Genomic DNA, 21,563 nt, shown 5'->3' with positions numbered 1-21,563 from the left:
GCGGTCGTTTTCCGTTCGGTCATCCGGGGGCTATTCTCGGAAGGGAGCCGTAGATCCGGTACGACGGCAGCCGACAGGGCCTGACCACGGCGACGATCGGCAGTTTCGTCATCTCTGACTGTTCGTCACAGTGTTCGCCTGCGCCCTCGTGCGCCCTGAAGTCTTTCGTACTGGAGTTGCCATGCCCATTACCCCCACTTCAAAGATCTGGATGAACGGCGAGCTCGTCGACTGGGACGACGCCCAGGTCCACGTGCTCAACCCGAGCCTCCACTACGGCTGGGGTGTGTTCGAGGGCATCCGCGCCTACGCCACCTCGAGCGGCAGTGCGGTCTTCCGGCTGACCGACCACATTGCGCGTCTCTACCGCAGCGCCAAGATCTACATGATGGAGCCGGCCTTCTCGCCGGAGGAGATCATCCAGGCGACGAAGGACCTCATCGTCGAGAACGACGTCCAGGCCTGCTACATCCGCCCGCTGATCTACCTCGGCTACGGCGAGATCGGCCTCAACCCGCTGCCGTCCTCGATCGAGGTGATGATCGCGGTCTGGCCCTGGGGCTCCTACCTGGGAGAGGACGCCGAGCGCAACGGCGCGCGCGCCACCATCTCGACCTGGCGCCGCAACGACGCGAACATCATCCCGCCGGCGGCGAAGGCCACCGGGCAGTACATCAACTCGTCGCTGGCCAAGGTGGCCGCCATCAAGGCCGGCTACGACGAGGCGATCATGACGAGCCCGAACGGCCACATCGCCGACGGCTCGGGCGAGAACGTCTTCATCGTCTCCGGGCGGAAGGTCATCACCCCGCCGCTCAGCGATGGTCCGCTCGGCGGCATCACCCGGGCATCGGTGATGCAGATCGCGGCGGACCAGGGCTACGAGGTGCTGGAGCAGCACATCGTGCGGACCGACCTGTACCTCGCCGACGAGGCCTTCTTCACCGGCACCGCGGCCGAGATCGTTCCGATCGCGTCGGTGGACGACCGGCCGGTCGGTGCCGGCCGGCCCGGCCCGGTCACCAAGGAGATCCTCGACATCTTCCACCAGGCGACCCGCGGCGAGCTCGACCGCTACAAGGACTGGAACGAGTCCGTCCGCTGAGGTTCACCGCGGCCGCGTAATGCCCACGGCCCCCGCCCGGGTAACTCCCCGGGCGGGGGCCGTTGTCGTTTCAGGGCGTTTTATGGCGCGATGACCGCTGTGTACTGTCCCTTTTCTGACATCATCGACAGCTGTTCTGGCGTGTGCTCTGGCCAACTCGACCTTGGCCGCCTACCGTCTCCCTTAGTCGTTTCACGAACGCACAAGCGTCAGGAGCGAGCCGGTTCAGGAGGGCACCATGCGAGTTTCGGACGGAATGAGTGTTCTGGTCCTCGTGATCGGGCCGAACCACACGCTGCGGCAGGCGGCCCGGCTGATGGCAGCCCGGCACGTCGGTGCGGCGGTGGTCCTCGACAGCGAGAGCCAGGGGTTCGGAATCCTGACCGAGCGCGATGTTCTTCGCTCGGTCGCCCTCGGGCAGGATCCTGACGTCGAGCTTGTCGGCGATCACGTGACGAGGGACGTCGTGGTCGCCGGCCCTGACTGGTCTCTGGACGAGGCCGCCGCGGCCATGCTGCGGGGTGGCTTCCGGCACCTGATCGTGACCTCGGGAGCCGAGGTCGAGGGTGTGCTCTCGATGCGAGACGTCGTCCGGTGCTGGAGTCGCCAGCGGGTCGCTGCCTGACATGATCTGGATCGCCAACTGTGGTCGTCGAGTGACGTTGTGCCGATGAATTCACCGAGTCGGGCATCCGTGGCGCATCACATCCCCCGACAACGCTACGTTCACGGAATGCACGACACTGAGGCGGTCACCCTGCTGCGGGCGACCACGCTGCTAAAGGAACTCGACGAGGAGGACCTGCTCCGGCTGGCCAGCAGGTCGGTGACCCGGCGGTTCCGCCGGGGGCAGGTGGTCTTCACGGAAGGCGAGCCCGCGGACACACTGCTCGTGGTCGCCTCGGGCCGGCTGAAGGTGCTCACCAAGGCGGACGACGGCCGTGATCACGTTCTGAACATCGCGGGCCCGAAGGAGACCCTGGGCGAGCTCAACATCGTCGAGGCCGGGACACGCTCCGCGAGCGTCGAGGCGCTGGAACCGAGCACCGCGCTGGTGCTGGACCGCAGTGCCGTGTGGGAGCTCGTCCGGGAACGCCCGGCCGTCGCCGAGCAGCTCATCCGGGCTCTGGTCGCGCATGTGCGCCGACTGACCGGCGCGAACGCCGACCTGGTGTTCCTCGACCTGCCGCGCCGTGTCGCCAAGCTGCTGCTGATGCGGATGCGTGAGGCCGGCCGCCCGGTCATCGAGCTCGGGCTCACCCAGACCGAGATCGCCTCGCTGCTGGGTGGTTCACGGCAGTCGGTCAACCAGGCGCTGCGTGAGTTCGAGCGGCGCGCCTGGATCCTGTCCGAGGGGCAGACGATCACCATCCTGCAGGTCGACCGGCTTCGGCGCTTCGCCGGCGACTGAGCCGGCTCGCTTTCTCCGGGCCCCCTCGCCGCTTCCCCTCCGTAGCTCGGTGGCCCCGTGGCCGGTGGCTCGGTGGCGCCGTGGCGGCGGGCCACGCCAGGCGGCGGCGAAGCCGGCCCGCCGGCCGCCGCGCCGCGAACGGTGCGTAGCGTGGAGGGCAGGAACGGGTCGCATCGAGTGCGGCAGGGGCCTGCCGGCGCCGGCCTTCTGGGCCGCCGGCCCGGCCCCGGGCGAGAGAACCCCAGGTAGATCAGGTGGGCCAGCACGATGGCGCTCGCCACACTTGCTACGTGTCCAGCGTGTTACGACATAAGGTGGGACGCTGGCGGCGAACCCGTCCCCGTCGCGCGTACCGGTCACTGACCATGGAGACCGGGGCGCGTGACGGCCAGACAAGGTTCCGGCGAGAGGGCCAGCTGTGCACCACGACGTCCCAACCACCACCCGAACCGCTTCCGTCGACGCCCGCGCCGAGGGCGCCCCGGTGGAGCCCGTGTTCGACCGTGAGTCGCTGCACATCTACGACACCACCCTGCGGGACGGAACCCAGCAGGAAGGGCTCTCGCTGTCGGTCGCCGACAAGCTCGTCGTCGCTCGTCATCTCGACGAGCTGGGCGTCGGGTTCATCGAGGGCGGCTGGCCCGGATCGAATCCCAAGGACGCCGAGTTCTTCCGCCGTGCCCGTACCGAGCTGAACCTGCGCGGTGCGCTGCTGACCGCCTTCGGCTCCACCCGGCGGGCGAGCAAGGCCGTGGCCGACGATCCGCAGGTCGCGGCGCTGCGTGACGCGGGTACCGCGGTCGTGTGCCTGGTGGCGAAGGCTGACCGTCGGCACGTCGAGCGCGCGCTGCGCACGACCCCCGCCGAGAACCTGGCGATGATCCGCGACACCGTCCGGCATCTGACCGCCGAGGGCAAGCGGGTGTTCGTCGACGCGGAGCACTTCTTCGACGGTCACCGGGCCCACGCCGACTACGCCCTGGAGATGGTGCGCACGGCGGCCGAGGCCGGTGCCGAGGTCATCGTGCTGTGCGACACCAACGGCGGGATGCTGCCGACCCGGATCGGCGAGGTCGTCGCCGAGACGCTGGCGCTCACCGGTGCGCGGCTCGGCATCCACTGCCACGACGACGCGGCCTGCGCCGTCGCGAACAGCCTGGTCGCGATCGAGGCCGGGGCGACCCATGTGCAGGGCACCGCGAACGGCTACGGCGAGCGCTGCGGCAACGCCAACCTGTTCAGCGTGATCGCCGGCCTGGAGACCAAGCTGGGGCGCCAGGTGCTGCCCGCCGGGCGGCTGCGCGATCTCGTCCGGGTGTCCCACGCCATCGACGAGGTCACCAACTCGGTACCGGACAACAGCCGGCCGTATGTCGGGGCGAGCGCCTTCGCGCACAAGGCCGGCCTGCACGCGAGCGCGGTCAAGGTCGACCCGGACATGTACCAGCACATCGACCCGGCCATGGTCGGCAACGACATGCGGATGCTCGTCTCGGAGCTGGCGGGCCGGGCGACGCTGGAGCTCAAGGGCCGGGAGATGGGCCTGGACCTGTCCGGCGAGCGTGAGGCCCTCGGCCGGGTGCTGGAGATCGTCAAGGACCGTGAGGCCGCGGGCTACTCGTACGAGGCCGCGGAGGCCTCCTTCGAGCTTCTGCTGATCGACGAGGTGTCCGGGCGGGAACGCTACTTCACCCTGGAATCCTGGCGGGTCATCGTCGAGCAGCGGGCTGGTGGCGAGGTCGTCAGCGAAGCGACGGTCAAGCTCACCTCCCACGGTGAGCGGCACGTTTCGACCGCCGAGGGCAACGGCCCGGTGAACGCGCTCGACACCGCGCTGCGCGCCGCGCTGGAGAAGGCCTACCCGGGCCTCGTGGACCTCGACCTCGTCGACTTCAAGGTCCGGATCCTCGACGGGAGCCAGGGCTCCGGAGCGGTCACCCGGGTGCTGGTCGAGACCAGTGACGGCCGTGGCCGTTGGGACACCATCGGCGTCCACGAGAACATCATCGCGGCCTCCTGGGTGGCGTTGCAGGATGCCGTCATCTACGGGCTGCGTCGCCAGGGCGAGCGTCCCGACCCCGACGCGGTCTAGTCCGGTCGCCTGGCGGTGTCCCCCATCGCCAGATCAACATCGTCAACGCCGCCTATGCGGCGTCCGCCCGTCCTGCCAAAGATTTCTCCGCTCGTGCCAACGCGGCGCGGCCATCCTTTGGTGCCCGTTACGCTGACCGCGACGCTTCCGGCGATCCGGCAAATCCACCGCATATCGGTGTCCTGGATGTCCGAGGCGATGGTGAGACGCGAGCTCGGTCACCAAGCCGGGGAGAGGGGACGGCGGTGTCGCGGTGTCCGGCCATGGCGCGGTGTCCGGTCATGGAGTGCCAGACCAGCAGCAGCAGCAGCCGCCGGTGGGGGCGGCTGTGAGCCGCCGGTCCGTCCGTGGCGCGGCAGGTAGCGGCGTTGCGGGTCATGGCATGGCGGGTCATGGCACGGCGGGCCGTCGGGCCGGTGCACACCGGTCGTCGCGGGCCGCGGCCGAGGCGGTGTGGGTCGATCCTCCGTCGAGGCGCCGCAGGCCGGCGACAGCACGCGGCCAGGTGGCGGCCCGCCGCCCGACGTCGTCAGCCGCCCCCGGTGGGCGACGCCGACGCGCCGAAGGCCAGGCGACACGCGTCTCCTGGGGTGCGCTGCTGAAGCTCCCGCTGGCGGTGGCTGTGCTCACTCTCGCGGTGACCGCGGTGGCCACGCCCGCGCCCGCCGCCGCACCGATCAGCCTGCACGGGCCGGTCAACGGCCGGATCGACCAGGTCGAGGTGCTGCCCGACAACGGGGCCGCCTTCGGCGGAGCGACCGTGGAGGCTCTGGCGGGTGTGGTCGGCGCGTCCGGGCAGATCCGGCTGCCGGTGCGTGACGGGCTCACGGCGTCCGCCGGTACCGCGACCCGCTCCGGGTCCGACGTCGCCGCCGACGACAACGACGAGGTGGACGATGGTTCGGCGCCGGATTCGACGGTCCGTAACGAATCGCTGACCACTCCGCCCGGTTCGAGTGCCGAGGCCTCCACGATCCCGTCCCGGGCGTTGGCCGCCTACACGAGCGCGGCCGACCGGGTGAACGCCGAGCGGCCGGACTGCTTCCTGCACTGGTCGCTGCTGGCAGGCATCGGCGCAATCGAGTCAGGCCACGGAAAGGGCGCGGCGATCGACCCGGTCACCGGCCAGGTCACACCCACTGTGGTCGGCCCGCGGCTCGACGGCTCGGCCGGCATGTTCTACATCCGCGACACCGACGACGGCTGGCTCGACGGTGATCGTGAGCTCGACCGGGCGGTCGGCCCGATGCAGTTCACCCCGGCGATGTGGCGCTGGGCCGGCCGGGACGCCGACGCGGACGGACGTGCTGACCCCAACGACCTCGACGACGCCACGCTCGCCGCGGCGGAGCTGCTCTGTGCCTCCGGCGACCTGCGGATCCCGAAGAACGTGCTCACCGCGGTGCGCTCGTACAACCCGTCGGAGGCGTACACCCGCTCCGTCCTCGGCTGGGCGGCCTGGTACGCCGTCGGCGCGACGGTCGTGAGCGGCCTGGGCGCCGAACCGGCCGACGCGACCGGTGGCGACACCTCGGATGATCAGGGGGCGCAGGGCCTGCCGATCGACCAGCCGTTCGAGGTCACGGCGCTGACGCCGCTGGCCGGCGCGGAGGGGGAGGGCTGCCTGACGCCGGTGATCGACCAGGGATCGATCAGCGTCGACGGGGTCGGCGGCGATGTGCTGACCGGCTCGGACCATGAGTCGTTGGAGGTACGCGGCCGGGTCGGGGGCACCGACGGCCGGACGGTGACCATCGAGCTCGTGGTGCTCGACAGCACGGGCGCGACGGTGGCCACGGGGACGAGCGCCCGGACCGTGTCGAGCGGCGACGAGGTCGTCTCGCTCGGGCGGGTGGACGGGCTGGCGATCGGCCGCGCGACGGGTCGCGGCCCCTTCGACGTCGTGGTGCGGGTCCTGCCCGGCGGTGCTGACTGTGCCTCCACCGAGACGCGGATCCGGGCCGCCGACCTCGATCCCGCGGACTTCACCGGTGCTCCGCCCACGCTGGCCGGGTTGCGGCGCCATCTGGAGACCTACCGCGACACCGGACGCATCACCCGGACGGCCGTGGACGACCTGCTCGCCACCCTGCCGGACGGCGATGGCGGTCTGCAGGCCGCTGTCGAGCTGTCCCGTTTCCTGGACCGGCTCGCGGCCGCGATCCAGGTGGGAGAGATCGCCGCCGATGCGCGGATCGGTCTCGGCGAGGTGATCACGGCCCTGTGCGCCCAGGTGGACCCGGGCTCGGCCGCCACGGGTTCGGCGGCCACGAGCTCCGCCGCTGCTCCGGGAGCCGCCGGCACCGGCGGCGACGGGAGCACGCTGCCCTTCCCGGTCGTGTCGTTGGCCCCGTAATCCCCAGCCGCGGTAGGCGTACGTTCCGCTGTCTCCAGGTGGCTGCGGGTAACTGGGCGCCGTAACCTCACCGTCACGGGGAGGTGGCGATGGTGCTGCGGGCGATCCGGGGCCGAGTGCGGGACAAACGCGCACTGCGTGATGCTCTGGAGCGAGGGGCCGGCGGTTCGCGCGGTCCGGGCGGCTCAGGTGCGTCGAGCGGTTCAGGTGCACCGAGCGGTTCAGGTGCACCGAGCGGCGGCCCAGCTGGCGCCGGGCTGGCGGCCTGCACCACCGGGACGTCACGGGACGGTGTCTTCGTCGGCCTGTTCGACCTCCATGACCCCGGCGATGTGGATGGCGCCGAGTTCTGGCAAGGCACGACCTGGGAGGCCTTCGGAGGGTTGCTGCGCCCCGTGGCCGTGATCGACCATCCGCACGTGCAACTCGTCGGCGAGGCGAGCCTGGCAGGGGAGGGAGGCCGCCCCGAGCTGGGGCGGGCGCGGTACGTGCGGATCACCTGGGGGCGGACCGCCGACTGGGCGGCGCTGTGGGAGCTGCGGCGGCAACTCGCCCGCCGGCTGCCTGACGCCCGCCCGGACCTGCTGGGCCTGCTGTCGGCCTGCACGGCGAGCGGATGGCTGGTCGAGGCGGCCTACCACGAGTCCGAGGAGCTGACGCACGCGGCGGACCGTGGCTGGCAGGAACCGGAGGTCGCGGAGCTGCTCGCCGAGGCGAGCAGCCTGGTCGCGGTCGCCGCCGTCGACGTCCTGCCTGCTCCCTGGCTGGCCGGTCGCCGGCCTGTGACCGGCGCCAGCGACAACATCGGGGGCGCCGGTGGGGGCGTCGGGGCGGTCCGGCACCCCCGGGGCGTCGCCTCCCGGAAGGTCAGTCCTCTTCCGGGATCTCCTCCCACCACTGGCACCACCAGTCGCCGCCGACCAGGATCCGCAGCTTCGGGTGCCAGCAGTAGGTGATGTCCTTGTCGGTGTCGAGGTAGTACAGGCAGTTGTCGCAGCGCTCGTCGCCGTTGGGCTTGCCGCGAAGGATCGCGTCCTCCGCGAGGTGGCCAAGCTGGACGCTGAGCTCCTCGTCGATCGGCTTGGGCTCGGGTGCGCCAACGTCGTAGACGGGAGTGGTGTCAGTCTCGGTCATCGTGCTCCTTCCAGATCGAGGCCGGTCCGTGATGGGTCACCGCTGTCCCGACCCGGGGCGCGGACCCGTACGGGGCAATCCTGCCTGATTCTCGGTGCCCTTTCGCCACCCCGGCGAATCGGATGCCTCGACGAGGCTGGTGGGGTCCGAGCGGGCCGGTCATGGTCAGAGGTGGTCAGTGGCGGCCGGACGCGGCCGGACGCGGCCGGATGTGGCCGGATTGTGGTCCGGCGGGGTCAGGGCTGCGCAGTGTCGGTGGTTGGGTGCGCCGCACCACGCCCCCGACGCGTAGCTGGATCGGTACGGTCGCCCAGTGCGCATCGCGAGGTTTACAGACGGATCGGAACCGGCGTTCGGAGTGGTCGAGGGGTCACCGGAGGAAGGGACCGCGGTTGTAGCCGGGATCACACCGCATCCGTTCGCTCCGTTCACCTTCACCGGGGTGCGGCGTCCGCTGGCGGAGGTCCGGCTGCTCGCTCCGGTGCTGCCGAGCAAGATCCTGTGCATCGGCAAGAACTACGCGGACCACGCGAGGGAGATGGGTGGTGAGCCACCGGCGAGCCCGGTGCTGTTCCTGAAGCCGTCGACCAGCGTGGCCGGCCCGGGGGACCCGGTCATGCTGCCGGCCGAAAGCCGGCGGGTGGACTACGAGGGTGAGCTGGCCGTCGTGATCGGCCGGCTCTGCCGGGACGTCCCGGTGGAGCGGGCGATGTCCGTCGTGCTCGGATTCACCTGCGCCAACGACGTGACCGCCAGGGACGAGCAGGCGACGGACGGCCAGTGGACACGGGCCAAGGGGCATGACACGTTCTGCCCGCTCGGGCCCTGGATCGAGACCGAGCTCGATCCGTCCGACGTGGCCCTGCGGACGACGCTGGACGGCGAGGTCCGGCAGAACTCCCGGACCAGTCACCTGCTGCATGACGTACCGGCGCTGGTCGCGTTCATGTCGCGCGCGATGACGTTGCTCCCGGGAGATGTCCTGCTTACCGGCACTCCCGCCGGAGTGGGGCCGATGGAAGCAGGGCAAACCGTCGCCGTCACCGTGGATGGCATCGGAACCCTGACGAACCCGGTGACCGCCAGGTAGCTTCTCGGGTGCCGCGGGGTCGGCGGTCCTGGACCGGCCCGACCCCCGGACGCCGGTCTCTGGAACTGGCCGGCCTTTCGCCGGCCCCCACTCGCGGATCTGGGCCGTGCATGGGGTACAGTAGGCAAAGCCCGCGAGGGCCCCTTGGGGTATGGGGTAATTGGCAGCCCAACGGATTCTGGCTCCGTTAGTCTAGGTTCGAGTCCTGGTACCCCAGCTGCACCAAAAGCACGAAAATGCTGTATATTGCAGGAACGGTTCTGGCCCCGTCGTCTAGCGGCCTAGGACGCCGCCCTCTCAAGGCGGTAGCGCCGGTTCGAATCCGGTCGGGGCTACATTTGAAGAACATCAGGCGCCAACCTTCGGGTTGGCGCCTTTCTTTTTCTCCGTCGACGCCAGGCGTCGCCGTCGACACCGGCCGCGGGGGAGTGACGTACGTCTCCTTCTCTCTGTCGCGGTCTCTCTGTCGCGTTGTCGTGGAACGCGTCGAGGGCTCCGAGGAGGCCTCGGAGCCCTCGACGAGCGCCCGACGGACGCGGAGGTCTGCTGAGCGTGGCGGGGCGTTCCCAGGCCGGCAGGGCGGCAGGGCAGTGGCGTGGTGGCGTGGTGGCGGCGGGCAGGCTGGCCGCGGTGGCCTTGCTGGCCTGCGCCGGCCGCGGCGCAGGCTGCGGGTCGCCCCGGGGTGGTCCGGGTGGTCTGGTTGTCGGTGGCGGGTCCGGTCGGGCTCCGGTCGCCGCGAGGGGCGACCTACCGGAAGGTGGTGGTGGAGGACTAGTTCCTGGGCGCGGCCCTAGTCAACGACACGGAGACGAGGCATGGACGCTGGGTGACGGGCCATCGCGCACGGCCGGCAGTTGCACGTGACCGGCCCACCCCAGCCGTGGACGACCTCCGCGGGCCCTTCGGACCCGTCGACCTGCTCCGAGCCGACGAGGCGCAGCAGGGGCCGGGGCGCCAACGCCCCGCGGACACCGCTCTGGGCGCCACTTACCGCAGGTTGCGGCGCTGTCGGGGTGATGAGGGCGGTCGCGGTCGCGGTAGTCAGGGCCACTGGGGGCACGTGTCCTCCTTCACGGGCGGCCGTCGGCGAGGCCACCTCGCGGACCACAGCCTGTCGGGAATGCCAGCATCTGCGCCATGCCCTTTTGAGCCCCTTACCGGGTGGTGCGGATGGCCTAGTCAAAGCTGGGCATAGTCGTCATACGACACCACCCGTGCCAGCCATGGCGCTCCGGGACCGGAACGGGGGAAACTTGCTCGGATGTCCTCCGCCAGCCCCTCCATGCCCGCACGGGCGCGCCGCCGTCACGGCAGTGCCCATGTAGGGCGCGCCGCCCGGCGACCCGAGAAGTCTCGGCCGTCCCGGAACCACGCGGCGGATTCCGGGCTGGCCGCGTCGGGTGTCGACACCACGTCCCGTGGGCCGGTCTCCTGGTTCCCCCGGGGCCGGGGCCTGCCCACGGAGGACTGGGCCGCCCGCCACTCCCTGATGTGCTGGGTGCTCGCCCTCCACCTGCCGGCGATCGTCGTGTACGGCCTGTGGCGTGACCACAGCCTGCCACACGGTGTCCTGGCCGCCAGCCCGCCCGCGCTGCTGTTCGGTGCGGCGCTGGTGCCCGGCATGCGCCGGGTGCGGGCCCTCGCGGCGAGCCTGGGGCTGCTGTGCTGCTCCGTCGTCTTCGTGCATCTCTCCGACGGCCAGACCGCGATGTACTTCCACTTCTTCGTCGTGGTGGCGCTCATCGCCCTCTACGAGGACTGGACCGTCTACCTGCTGGCGATCGCGTTCGTGTTCCTGGCCAGCCTGGAGATCGGCGACATCGTCACCGCCGAGGCCGCGGGGCGGATGGAGGACAACGCGCTGGTGCTGGCCGGCCTGCACGCCGGCTTCATCTGCGCCCTCGCCGGCGCCCAGATGGTCTTCTGGCACTACAACGAGCAGTCCCGCCGGCGGGAGGAGGACTACCGCCAGCAGCTCTACGAGGGCCAGCAGAGCCTCATGGCCCGGCTGGAGGAGACCGACCGGATCCGCAGCGACCTGGTCGCGACGGTCTCCCACGAGTTCCGGACGCCGCTGACGGGAATCCGCGGCACCCTGCTGACCATCCGGCGCCGCCGCGACCGCCTCTCCGACGCCCAGCTCGACGGGATGCTCGACTCCGCCGTCACCTACTCGGACCGCCTGTCCAGGCTGCTGGAGAACATGCTGACGGCGGCGACCGCCACCGGAACCGACGACAACACCGTCGCCGACCTACCCGAGGTGGTCCGGGACGTCATCGCCGGCCTGACCTATGCCGGCAACAGCGTCACCGTGGACCTGCCGCCCCAGCTCTCCGTGCGGATGGCCCGCCAGGCCCTCCACCAGGTCGTCGCGAACCTGGTGGACAACGCGCTCGTGCACTCCTGGCCGGGCGCGCCGGTGCGGCTCATCGCGGGCCGGGTCGGCGACGAGGTGGTGCTCCGGGTGCGCAACCCCGGGCCGGACCTCGATCCGGCGACAATCCGCCAGCTCTTCGAGCCGTTCACCCAGCGGGACGGGACGGCTACCCGCCAGACCGACGGCGCCGGGATGGGGCTCTACGTGGTGCGGCGCCTGGTCGAGGTGCACGGTGGCCGTCTTCGGATGTCCTCGGAGAACGGCGAGATCATCGTCGAGGTCGATCTGTGGGCAGCCTCGCCGGCCGCCGCCACGGGGGCCGCGGAGCCAGCTCCCATGCCGGTTCCGATGCCTCTCCCGCGCAGTCTGCGCACCCGGGGTGATCTGCCCGATCCGCCGGCCCTGCCCGCGGGCTCCGGAGCCCTGCTCCGGCCCCGGGGTGGCCCTTCCGGCAGCGGCGCGGGCTCTCAGGTACCGACCCCGACGCCGGCGAACTTCCCCAAGCCGTCCTCCGCCCGGCTGCCTGCCGTACCCCCGGCTCCGCCGGGCCCGCGGGCAGCAGCCGAGCCGGCGCAGGGGTGGCCGTCATCGCTGCCCGCAGACTGGGTTGGCTGACCCGCTCACCCGCGTTGCGCGCGGTAGCGCAGTTGTGTGGCAGGGGTCTGCTGTGCCGGGTGAGGTGGTGACCGGGGTAGTCCTCGGGCCCCTCGACGGCGGGAGGAGCTGCGCCGGGTGTGGGCGGAGATTGACCGCGCGGTCCATCCCAGCGCGGCTGGGCCGCTGATCCCGTTGGGGCGAGTCCGAAGAGCTGAGCGGAATCCAGGCTTCGAGCTGCCGCCGGGCAAGATCTGAGGGTTGTGGTCGTCGGGACGACGAAGATCCTCAGATCTTCGAGCGGCGGCTTCGAGCGGCCACCACCGCTGGCGTTACTGCCGCGAAAGGGCTGGGGGTTCTGGTTGCAAGCACGACCAGAACCCCCAGCCCTTCGGACTCTCGCGTCCCTTTTGCGTGCCCCGAGCCGCGTCGGGATGGCTGTGGGTGTCGAGCGCGGTCCGGTGACCTGTCAGGTCCTGGTGGCGGCTGGTGTTGTCGGGGCCGGGGCTGGTGACGCGGCGCAGTTCGGCTCGAGCCAGACGTTCTCGCCCTTGTGCATCATGGTTCCGGCCGAGGGGTTGGTCCGTGCCGCAGTGCTGGTGGTTCCCCACTGGCAGCCGCCCCCGCCGTCCAGAACGCCAAGCCCCGCGCTGGTCAGCTTGCTCCGTGCCGCGCTGAGCGAGCTGCCGGCGACGGACGGGACCTCGACGCAGTCCGTGGCCTGCACGGTCAATGTGATCTTCGTGGACACCGGGACGACGCTGCCGGCGTTGGGGCTCTGACCGAGCACGATCCCGCCGCTCTCGCCCTTCCGGCAGGTCTCGCTGGTCGCGACGTTCGTGAAGCCCTTGCCGCTCAGCGTGCTCGTCGCAGCCGACTTGCTCTGGTTCGTCACGTCGGGGACGGTTCCGTCCTTGGCCGTCGGCGAGGCGCTGGGGCTGGTGCTCGCGCTCGGGGAGGCCGTCCCGGACTGGGTGGCGCTGGCGCCGGGCGAGGTGCTCTGGCCGGGACGGCCGGATGCGGTGCCGCGCGCGGCACCGGTGGAGCGCCCGTCCGTGCCGGCGGCCGGCGGGGCCATGCCCGGCGGCATCGGGCTGCCCCCGGGAAGAGTCGCGACCACGCCGGAATCGTCGGTGAACATCTGCTGGTTGCTGTCCGTGGTCAGGGTGGTGTCGCCGCCCCCGGCGGCGGCCAGCGCCCAGCCACCGGCTCCGGCGACGAGGGCCACAACCAGGCCGGCACCGGCCGCGATGCGGCTGCGGCGGCGGCGGTCGGCCGCCGAACGGCCGCTCGGTGCGCCCGCTCCCGCTCCTGGCGCACCCACGGGTGCGGAATCCTTGCTCTTCGAGATCACCGTGTTGCGGTCGGAGGCCGAACCCGCCGAACGCGCCGGAACCCGGACCGCGGGCTGCGCCCCGGTCGCGGCGTCGGACCAGTCGGTGCCGGTGCCGGTGCCCGGGCCGGCCCCGGCGCCGGCGCGGTCTGGCCGCACGGGCGGCATCCCGGCGATCTGCGTGTGCGCCGCGGCATCCCAGTCGGCGCGGGCCGGTGGAATGCCCGCGACCTGGGTGTGCGCGGCGTCGTTCCAGCCGCTGTGGGCGCCGGTCGCGTCCCCCCCGGCGGCGAGCAGGCTGGTCGCGGCGACGGGGGCGATCCCACCGACCTGGGTGAGCGCGGCGTCGAAGGCGGCGTCGCGTCCCGCGGGGGCGCCGTGCCGACGTCCGGCTGCGCCGGATCGGCTGGCGGTGCCAGTTCGTCCGGCCGCGCCGGGTCGCTCGGCCCGGTCGATCCGGGTGGTGTGGTTGTTGTTGCCGGAGTCCTGGTCGAAGTCGTGGTCGTGGTCCCGGTCGTCGTCCTCGAGGGCGTCGAGCAGGTCCTCCGCCGCGTCCGCCGCGGTGGCCGGGCGTTGCTTCGGTGACTTCGCGAGCATTGAGGCCAGGACGTCCCAGACCGCCGGCGGCACACCCTGGATGGGTAGCGGCTGCTCCTCGCGGTGCGCCCGCATCAGGTCGGCGGGATGCGCGTGGTCGAACGGGGGACTGCCGGCGATGAGCTCGTAGAGCACGACTCCGGCGGCGTAGATGTCCACCGAAGGTGTCGGTGGGACGTCGTCCGCAAGCTCGGGCGCCATGTAGAGCGGGGTCCCGATCGGGCCGGTCAGCGATGCCCGGCCCGGGGTGTGGATCATGCGGGCCACGCCGAAGTCGGTGAGCCGCACATAGGGACGACGCGGATCCGAGGTGTCGATGAGCACGTTCTCGGGCTTGACGTCGCGGTGGATGATGCCCGCGTCGTGCACGCTGTCGAGCGCCCACAGCAGGCCGATGACGAGGCGGGCGGCCTCGGTTACCGGGCGTGGGCCGCTCTGGTCGAGGTGCGCGCGTAGGTCGATGCCCTCGACGAGGTCCATCACGATTGCCAGCGTGCCGGGCTCCTTGATCAGGTCCCGCACCCGCACCAGCTCGGGGCTGTCAAGCTGCACCAGGAGGTCGCATTCGCGGAGGAACCGGTCGACGACCTCCGGATCATGCGCGAGTTCCGGCCGGAGAACCTTGATGGCCACCGGCTCCCCGTCGGGGACGTGGGCCCCGCGCCAGACCTGGCCGGCAGTGCCCTGCCCGATCAGCTCGTGCAGGACGTACCGCGAACCCAGTTTGCGCACTGCGCCTTTCCCCCTTTGACTGCCGTGGGGAGCCTGACCGGCGTGAGCCTGCGCCCCGTCGTGACGGGGACCCGGCAACCGCAGCGCGCCGACGTGCCTGCCGTCGCTGGGATTGCGCATGGCCACTGGCGCCGCGTCCGACCGGAGCGATCGGCCTGGAAGCACATCGGGCCGGGCACTCGCAGCCCCGGCCGGAAACCGCGGAGCCACGGTCAGGCCGAACCGTGCGACATCCATGTCCGTGGGTGGACAACCGCTCGGAAACATCGATCCTGACTGTTGACCACCAAAGGCTACGACGTCGCATCTCACCCGGTTGCGTCGGGGTCCCGCTGACGCTTACCGCTGTGGCCGGATTGCGCCCCGCCATGCCCGCAGGTGGTGTTCACGGCGAGAATCCCGTGATTTTCCTGTGTGTTCGCGGACCGGCATTCTCCGGCTATCCATCGTGACTTCGGGTACTTTCCCGGGGGGTCGCGTTCTGATCGTCGGGATGCGGCGGGCGCGGCGCGACCGGCGCCGCCGCCGGGCCCGGCGCTGACAGCTGCCGGGCCGCGGCGACGACGACCGGGCCGTGGCGCCGTCCCGGCGACCGGGTGAGCCGTTCGACCGGTCCGGACAGCGACACCGCGGCGACCAGGCCCGATCCGTCGAAGACCGGGGCTGACACCGATGCCAGGCCGGGCTCGCGCTCGCCGATGCTCTCCGCCCAGCCGCGCCGGCGCACCCGGGCCAGGATGTCCGGGGCGAACGTGGCGCGGGCCAGCAGATCGGGCTCGGCGGCGTCGGCGAAGGCGAGGAGGACCTGCGCGCCCGATCCGGCGGTCATCGGCAGGGCCGCGCCGACCGGCACGGTGTCGCGAAGGCCGGTGGAGCGTTCCGCCGCGGCGACGCACACCCGGACCGGGCCGCGCCGAACGTACAGCTGGGTGCTCTCGCCGGTCTCGTCGCGCAGAGCGGTCAGAATCTTGCCGGCCGCGTCCAGCATCTCCCAGGGCAGTGCGGCGGGGCTGCCGGCGGCGAGCCGAGGTCCGGGAACAAAGCGCCCGGCCGCGTCGCGTGCCAGCAGCCGGTGGACCTCCAGAGCGCTGGCGAGCCGGTGGGCGGTGGCTCGGCTCAGCCCGGTCTGGGCGACGAGGTCGCGCAGGTCGGCGGGGCCATGCTCCACAGCGGTCAGAACCAGGGCGGCCTTGTCCAGGACGCCGACGCCGCTACTATGTTCCATAGTCTGATACTGCCATCCCAAGTACTGAGACGTCTCGAGAGCTGAGACGTCTCAAGCCTGAGACGTCTCAGGAGCGGGACGGGCAGGCGAGGTAAGTGGGAAACCACGAAGCGGAAAACCAGACGAGCGGGAGGCCAGGCGACCGCCTCCCGCGGCGCAGTCATGACACCGGGATTCGAGCAGCGTGGGCCCGGCTCACGCCAGAGAGGGAGTGGGGCCAATGGGGCGCACACTCGCGGAGAAGGTCTGGGACGCACACGTCGTCCGCCGCGCCGACGGAGAGCCGGACCTGCTCTACATCGACCTGCACCTCGTCCACGAGGTCACGTCGCCGCAGGCGTTCGAAGCCCTGAGGCTGGCTGGCCGGCCGGTCCGGCGGCCCGACCTGACGATCGCCACCGAGGACCACAACGTCCCGACGACCGACACCCTGCTCCCGATCGCGGACCCGGTGTCGCGGGCGCAGGTGGAGGCGCTGCGCAAGAACTGCGCCGACTTCGGTGTCCGCCTGTTCCCGATGAACGACCCGGGGCAGGGAATCGTTCACGTGGTCGGTCCGCAGCTGGGCCTGTCCGAGCCCGGGATGACGATCGTCTGTGGTGACAGCCACACCTCGACCCACGGCGCCTTCGGCGCGCTGGCGTTCGGCATCGGCACGAGCCAGGTCGAGCACGTGCTGGCGACCCAGACCCTGCCGCAGCGCCGGCCGAAGACGATGGCCGTCACCGTGCAGGGCGAGCTGCCGGCCGGTGTCACCGCCAAGGACCTGATCCTCGCGGTGATCGCCAGGATCGGCACGGGCGGCGGGGCCGGCTACGTCATCGAGTACCGCGGCGAGGCCGTGCGCGCGCTGTCGATGGAAGGCCGGATGACGGTCTGCAACATGTCCATCGAGGCCGGCGCGCGGGCCGGCATGATCGCCCCGGACGAGACGACCTTCGAGTACCTGAAGGGCCGTCCGAACGCGCCGCAGGGGGCCGACTGGGATGCCGCCGTCGCCTACTGGCGGACGCTGGCGACCGACGACGACGCGACCTTCGACCACGAGGTGGTCATCGACGCGCCGAGCCTGAGCCCCTACGTCACCTGGGGAACGAACCCCGGCCAGGCGGCGCCGCTGAACACCGCTGTTCCGGACCCGGCCGACTACGGCGACGCGGCGGCGAAGGCCTCGGTGGAGCGGGCCCTGGCGTACATGGGTCTCACACCCGGCGCGCCGCTGAGCGACGTCGCCGTCGACACCGTCTTCATCGGCTCCTGCACCAACGGCCGGCTCTCCGACCTGCGTGCCGCCGCCGAGGTGCTGCGCGGGCGGCGGGTGGCCGACGGGCTGCGGGTCCTGATCGTCCCCGGTTCGATGGAGGTCAAGGCACAGGCCGAGGCCGAGGGCCTGGACGAGGTGTTCCGCGCGGCGGGCGCCGACTGGCGCAGCGCGGGCTGCTCGATGTGCCTGGGCATGAACCCGGACACCCTGTCGCCGGGGGAGCGCAGCGCGTCGACGTCGAACCGCAACTTCGAAGGCCGCCAGGGCCCCGGGGGCCGCACCCATCTGGTGTCGCCGGAGGTCGCCGCCGCCACCGCGGTGACCGGCCGCCTGACCGCGCCCGCAGACCTGTAGCCGTCCGCTCCGACCCGTAGCCGCCTGCACACAGCGACTTTCGAACGAAGCCGTTCGAACGATTTCGAAGGGGACGTGCCTGTCATGGAGGCGTTCACCATCCACACCGGTCGGGCGGTGCCGCTGCGACGCAGCGACGTCGACACCGACCAGATCATCCCGAGCGAGTGGCTCAAGCGCATCGAGCGCACGGGCTTCGGCGCCGGCCTGTTCTCCGAGTGGCGGGAGGACCCGTCGTTCGTCCTGAACAACCCGGCGTACGCCGGGGCGTCGATCTTGCTCGCCGGGCCCGACTTCGGCACCGGCTCGTCGCGGGAGCACGCGGTCTGGGCCCTGCAGGACTACGGGTTCCGCGCCGTGCTCTCGCCTCGCTTCGCCGACATCTTCCGGGGCAACGCGCTGGGCAACGGCCTGCTTCCGGTGGTGGTACCGGTCGACGTCGTCGAGGCGCTGACGGCCGCCGTGGAGGCCGATCCGACGACGGAGATCACCGTCGACCTGGTGGCCCGCGAGGTCCGCGGCGCCGGCCAGACGGTCGGCTTCGAGCTCGACGACTTCACCCGGTGGCGGCTCATGGAGGGCCTGGACGACGTCGGGTTGACGCTGCGTCACGAGGAGCGGATCACCGAGTTCGAGGCGGGCCGGCCGGCCTGGCTGCCGACCACGGCCTGAGCCCGAAGCCCTGCACGAGGCCGGTCCGGGTCGTCACAGCCGCCGGGCCGGCCGGGTCCGGGGCTTCAGCGGACGCTCCGACCCGGCCCGGCACAGGGCTTTTCGGGCCATTGGGCGGCCTGTCGGGGCCGCCGAGGGGATGTTGCTTTGATCACATCCACAGCCATCGGGCCACCGCATCGGAGGGCGGTCGCGCCACCTCGGGGGCATCCCCGTTCGAGTGCTCGTTGTGGTGCTGAGTGTGATCTCACATCCGCTTGGGGTAGTGCGCCGGTGCGTTGCGGTAAGCACACCCGTCTCGTTGCGTCTGGGGGCTATCAATTCGTGACGTTCGGCATGAATCGCCGCTGGCAAAAAGTGACTCAAGGTGACGAAACTGCAGGATGCGGCGGCCTCGTCGAACAGTGCACAAGCGGTAGTCACCCGGCGCGAACCCGCTGACGTGCGGGTTTGTGTGACGCGACACGCTCATGGGAATTGCCCTCGACAGTGGAGATGCCTACGGTGCAGCGCAGTGTGATGCCCGATCTGCTCCCCACCCCGTCAAGCGCGGGGGCGTCCGGAGGTTGTTGTGAACAAGTCCCAGTTGGTTGACCGCATCGCTCAGCAGATCGAGGGCGGGCGGTCGAACGCCACCAAGGCAGTCGACGCCGTGTTCGACGCGATCCAGGAGGCCGTGGCCGGCGGCGAGAAGGTCACGATCACCGGTTTCGGTGTGTTCGAGCGGGTGGAGCGCGCCGCCCGCACCGGCCGCAACCCCGCGACCGGTGAGCCCGTGCACGTCGCCGCGTCCGTGGTGCCGAAGTTTCGGCCCGGCTCCGAGTTCAAGGCCAGCGTTTCCGCCAGCAGCGACTGAAGCGCGCGGCGGCCGTGCCGCCGCCCACGGCCGCCTTCCGGCGCGGCCGTGACCGGCGGCCCGGCCGCGGCCGGCCCGGCGATGTGTCCGGCGGCACGGCCGCGGCCGGCTCGGCGATCCGTCCGGCTCGGTGGGGTGCGGTGCCGGAGCGGCGGTGATCCAGCCTCAGCGGCGCCCGCGCTCGACCGCACGAGCCATCAGGTCGTGCTGGTAGTCCGACAGCGCCACGTCGTCGGCACTGGTGGTGTGCCGCTCCCAGCGGCCGTCCGGGGCGAGGACCCAGGCGGAGACCTGGTCGGAGAAGGCATGGTCGAGCATCCCGCGCACGGCGGCCTGGCGTTCGGCGTGTGGAACCCGCACCAGCGCCTCGATCCGGCGGTCGAGGTTGCGGTGCATCATGTCGGCGCTGCCGATCCAGAACTCGCCCGCCGACACGAACTCCAGCACCCTGCTGTGCTCCAGGAACCGCCCGAGGATCGATCGGACGTGCACCGTCTCGGAGAGCCCGGGAACTCCCGGTCGCAGGGCACAGATGCCGCGGACAAGGCACTGGATCGGCACCCCGGCGATCGACGCCCGGTAGAGCGCGTCGATGAGCTGCTCGTCGACCAGGCTGTTGACCTTGATGCGGATGCCGCACTCCCGGCCCTCGCGGGCGGCGGCGATCTCGGCCTCCACACGCTCGATGATTCCGTCCCGCATGTGCTGCGGGGCGACCAGCAGTGAGCGGTACTCGGTCTGCCGGCTGTAGCCCGTCAGCACGTTGAACAGGTCGGTCAGGTCGGCTCCGACGTCCGGGTTCGCGGTGAGCAGGCCGATGTCCTCGTAGAGCCGCGCGGTCTTCGGGTTGTAGTTCCCGGTGCCGACGTGGCAGTAGCGGCGCAGCCCTCCGCGCTCCTGCCGCACGACGAGGCAGATCTTGCAGTGCGTCTTGAGCCCGATCAGGCCGTACACGACATGGCAGCCGGCTCGTTCCAGCTCCCGGGCCCAGCGGATGTTGGCACTCTCGTCGAACCGGGCCTTGATCTCCACCAGGACGACGACCTGCTTGCCCGCCTCCGCCGCGGCGACGAGCGCGTCGACGATCGGGGAGTCGCCGGAGGTCCGGTACAGGGTCTGCTTGATGGCGAGCACGTTCGGGTCCGCGGCGGCCTGCTCCAGGAAGCGCTGCACCGACGTGGTGAACGAGTCGTACGGATGATGAACCAGGACGTCGACCTCGCGGAGCACGCTGAAGAAGTCCGTCGGCTCGCCCTCGTCGTTGAGCAGCCGGGGGTGGGTCACGGGTACCCGCGGCGCGTCCTTCAGCTCGGGGCGGTCGAGGTCGTACAGAGCCCACAGGACGGACATGTCCAGCGGGCCGCGGACCCGGTGCACCTCGCGCTCGGTGATCTCCAGCTCGCGCATCAGCAGGTTCAGCAGGTCGTCGTCGATGTCGGCGTCCACCTCGAGCCGCACCGCGGGGCCGAACCGGCGGCGCGCGAGCTCGCGCTCCAGCGCCTGCAGCAGATCCTCCGCCTCGTCCTCCTCGACCTCGAGGTCCGCGTTGCGGGTGACCCTGAACAGGTGTGAGTCGACGACCTCCATGCCGGGAAAGAGCTGCCCGAGATGAGCCGCGATGACCTCTTCCAGCGGCACGAAGCACGCGGTGGAGTCGTCCCGCGCACCGGCCAGGCCTTCGGTGCTCTCGTCGACATCCACCCTGATCAGTCGGGGGACGTTCGGTGGAACCTTGACCCGGGCGAACCGTTCGGATTCGCCGCCCGGTTCACGCACGGCGACGGCGAGATTGAGCGACAGCCCGCTGATGTAGGGAAACGGGTGGGCGGGATCGACGGCGAGCGGAGTGAGAACCGGAAAGATCTGCTGGGCGAAGTAGTTCCGTAGCCGTTCCCGCTGCGGTGCTTCGAGCTGCTGCCAGAGTTTGATCGTGATTCCGGCGTGGGCGAGTGACGGCGCCACCTCGTCGGTGAAGCACCGGGAATGGCGGGCGGTGAGCTCGGCGGTCGTGCGGCTGATGAGATCGAGCTGCTCGCGTGCGGTCAGGCCGTCCGCCGAGCGGACCGCGAGGCGGGTGGCGTGGCGGCGCATCAGGCCGGCCACCCGCACCATGTAGAACTCGTCGAGGTTGCTGGCGAAGATCGCGAGGAACTTCGCCCGCTCCAGCAGGGGTGTCGAGACATCCTCAGCAAGCGCCAGGACGCGCGCGTTGAAGTCCAGCCAGGACTTCTCCCGGTTGATGAACCGACCCGGGGGAAGATCCGACGGGGCTGGCGCACGAGGCGCCTCCAGGGGTTCCAGCAGCGCGCTCCGAGCCTTTCGCTGCGGCTGTTCCGACCGGGTCGCGACCAGCTCGCTCATGTCTGCC

15 protein-coding genes and 2 tRNA genes are annotated in these 21,563 nt (G+C 71.2%); 13 read left to right on the top strand and 4 right to left on the bottom strand.

The annotated features are described in order from the left end of the window. Nucleotides 1-181 precede the first annotated feature (181 nt). The 6 genes from ilvE (at nucleotide 182) to AWX74_RS39475 (ending at nucleotide 7,920) form a co-directional block, all read left to right on the top strand. A complete protein-coding gene (gene ilvE / locus AWX74_RS11100) occupies nucleotides 182-1,105 on the top strand; it encodes a branched-chain-amino-acid transaminase (protein WP_091274551.1) in 924 nt (307 codons plus the stop codon). A 238-nt stretch (nucleotides 1,106-1,343) separates the two neighbouring features. Further along, nucleotides 1,344-1,730: a CBS domain-containing protein gene (locus AWX74_RS11095; RefSeq protein ID WP_054565031.1), complete on the top strand. Its 387-nt coding sequence runs from the start codon at nucleotides 1,344-1,346 to the stop codon at nucleotides 1,728-1,730. Between the two features lie 108 nt (nucleotides 1,731-1,838). Next, on the top strand, nucleotides 1,839-2,516 hold the full coding sequence (locus AWX74_RS11090; protein WP_006541017.1) for a Crp/Fnr family transcriptional regulator: 678 nt from the start codon (nucleotides 1,839-1,841) through the stop codon (nucleotides 2,514-2,516). A 418-nt stretch (nucleotides 2,517-2,934) separates the two neighbouring features. Beyond that, a complete protein-coding gene (cimA, locus tag AWX74_RS11085; RefSeq protein WP_397312580.1) occupies nucleotides 2,935-4,608 on the top strand; it encodes a citramalate synthase in 1,674 nt (557 codons plus the stop codon). Between the two features lie 382 nt (nucleotides 4,609-4,990). Beyond that, nucleotides 4,991-6,964, top strand: coding sequence for a murein transglycosylase (locus AWX74_RS11080; protein WP_226931262.1), 1,974 nt, complete (start codon nucleotides 4,991-4,993; stop codon nucleotides 6,962-6,964). An 89-nt stretch (nucleotides 6,965-7,053) separates the two neighbouring features. After that, the gene (locus AWX74_RS39475) at nucleotides 7,054-7,920 is read left to right on the top strand and encodes a hypothetical protein (protein ID WP_131799445.1); all 867 of its coding nucleotides are present in this window, start codon (nucleotides 7,054-7,056) and stop codon (nucleotides 7,918-7,920) included. Here AWX74_RS39475 and AWX74_RS11070 read toward each other — a convergent pair. Beyond that, the gene (locus tag AWX74_RS11070; RefSeq protein WP_006541021.1) at nucleotides 7,832-8,098 is read right to left on the bottom strand and encodes a hypothetical protein; all 267 of its coding nucleotides are present in this window, start codon (nucleotides 8,096-8,098) and stop codon (nucleotides 7,832-7,834) included. The genes AWX74_RS39475 and AWX74_RS11070 overlap by 89 nt on opposite strands. Nucleotides 8,099-8,411: 313 nt before the next feature. Here AWX74_RS11070 and AWX74_RS11065 point away from each other — a divergent pair, with 313 nt between their 5' ends. From AWX74_RS11065 to AWX74_RS11045, 4 genes are all read left to right on the top strand, one after another. After that, entirely contained in the window at nucleotides 8,412-9,188 is a 777-nt protein-coding gene (locus AWX74_RS11065) for a fumarylacetoacetate hydrolase family protein (protein ID WP_006541022.1), read from the top strand. A 145-nt stretch (nucleotides 9,189-9,333) separates the two neighbouring features. Beyond that, a tRNA-Gln gene (locus AWX74_RS11060) sits at nucleotides 9,334-9,405 on the top strand. 45 nt (nucleotides 9,406-9,450) lie between these two features. After that, nucleotides 9,451-9,523 (top strand) — tRNA-Glu (locus AWX74_RS11055). Between the two features lie 926 nt (nucleotides 9,524-10,449). Then, nucleotides 10,450-12,183: a sensor histidine kinase gene (locus AWX74_RS11045; protein WP_091274544.1), complete on the top strand. Its 1,734-nt coding sequence runs from the start codon at nucleotides 10,450-10,452 to the stop codon at nucleotides 12,181-12,183. Between the two features lie 448 nt (nucleotides 12,184-12,631). On the opposite strand, the gene AWX74_RS11040 is transcribed toward AWX74_RS11045, so the two are convergent. Together AWX74_RS11040 and AWX74_RS11035 are read right to left on the bottom strand one after the other, a co-directional pair. Then, nucleotides 12,632-14,824, bottom strand: a complete 2,193-nt coding sequence (locus tag AWX74_RS11040) for a serine/threonine protein kinase (RefSeq protein WP_091274541.1) — start codon at nucleotides 14,822-14,824, stop codon at nucleotides 12,632-12,634. Nucleotides 14,825-15,263: 439 nt separating this feature from the next. Further along, nucleotides 15,264-16,049, bottom strand: a complete 786-nt coding sequence (locus AWX74_RS11035) for an IclR family transcriptional regulator (RefSeq protein WP_091274538.1) — start codon at nucleotides 16,047-16,049, stop codon at nucleotides 15,264-15,266. Between the two features lie 220 nt (nucleotides 16,050-16,269). Here AWX74_RS11035 and leuC point away from each other — a divergent pair, with 220 nt between their 5' ends. From leuC to AWX74_RS11020, 3 genes are all read left to right on the top strand, one after another. Further along, nucleotides 16,270-17,667 (top strand): 3-isopropylmalate dehydratase large subunit, encoded by a 1,398-nt coding sequence (gene leuC, locus AWX74_RS11030; protein ID WP_091274535.1) that lies wholly within the window; start codon nucleotides 16,270-16,272, stop codon nucleotides 17,665-17,667. Between the two features lie 84 nt (nucleotides 17,668-17,751). Then, a complete protein-coding gene (gene leuD, locus AWX74_RS11025) occupies nucleotides 17,752-18,339 on the top strand; it encodes a 3-isopropylmalate dehydratase small subunit (RefSeq protein ID WP_091274532.1) in 588 nt (195 codons plus the stop codon). A 571-nt stretch (nucleotides 18,340-18,910) separates the two neighbouring features. Further along, nucleotides 18,911-19,195, top strand: coding sequence for an HU family DNA-binding protein (locus AWX74_RS11020; RefSeq protein WP_006541029.1), 285 nt, complete (start codon nucleotides 18,911-18,913; stop codon nucleotides 19,193-19,195). Nucleotides 19,196-19,360: 165 nt separating this feature from the next. On the opposite strand, the gene AWX74_RS11015 is transcribed toward AWX74_RS11020, so the two are convergent. Next, nucleotides 19,361-21,556, bottom strand: a complete 2,196-nt coding sequence (locus AWX74_RS11015) for an RNA degradosome polyphosphate kinase (RefSeq protein WP_091274529.1) — start codon at nucleotides 21,554-21,556, stop codon at nucleotides 19,361-19,363. Between the last annotated feature and the right edge of the window lie 7 nt (nucleotides 21,557-21,563).

It is taken from the genome of Parafrankia irregularis, from assembly GCF_001536285.1.
GTDB lineage: Bacteria > Actinomycetota > Actinomycetes > Frankiales > Frankiaceae > Parafrankia > Parafrankia irregularis.
The sequence above is the reverse complement of the archived record's forward strand: the minus strand, read 5'-3'. Positions and strand labels throughout refer to the sequence as shown.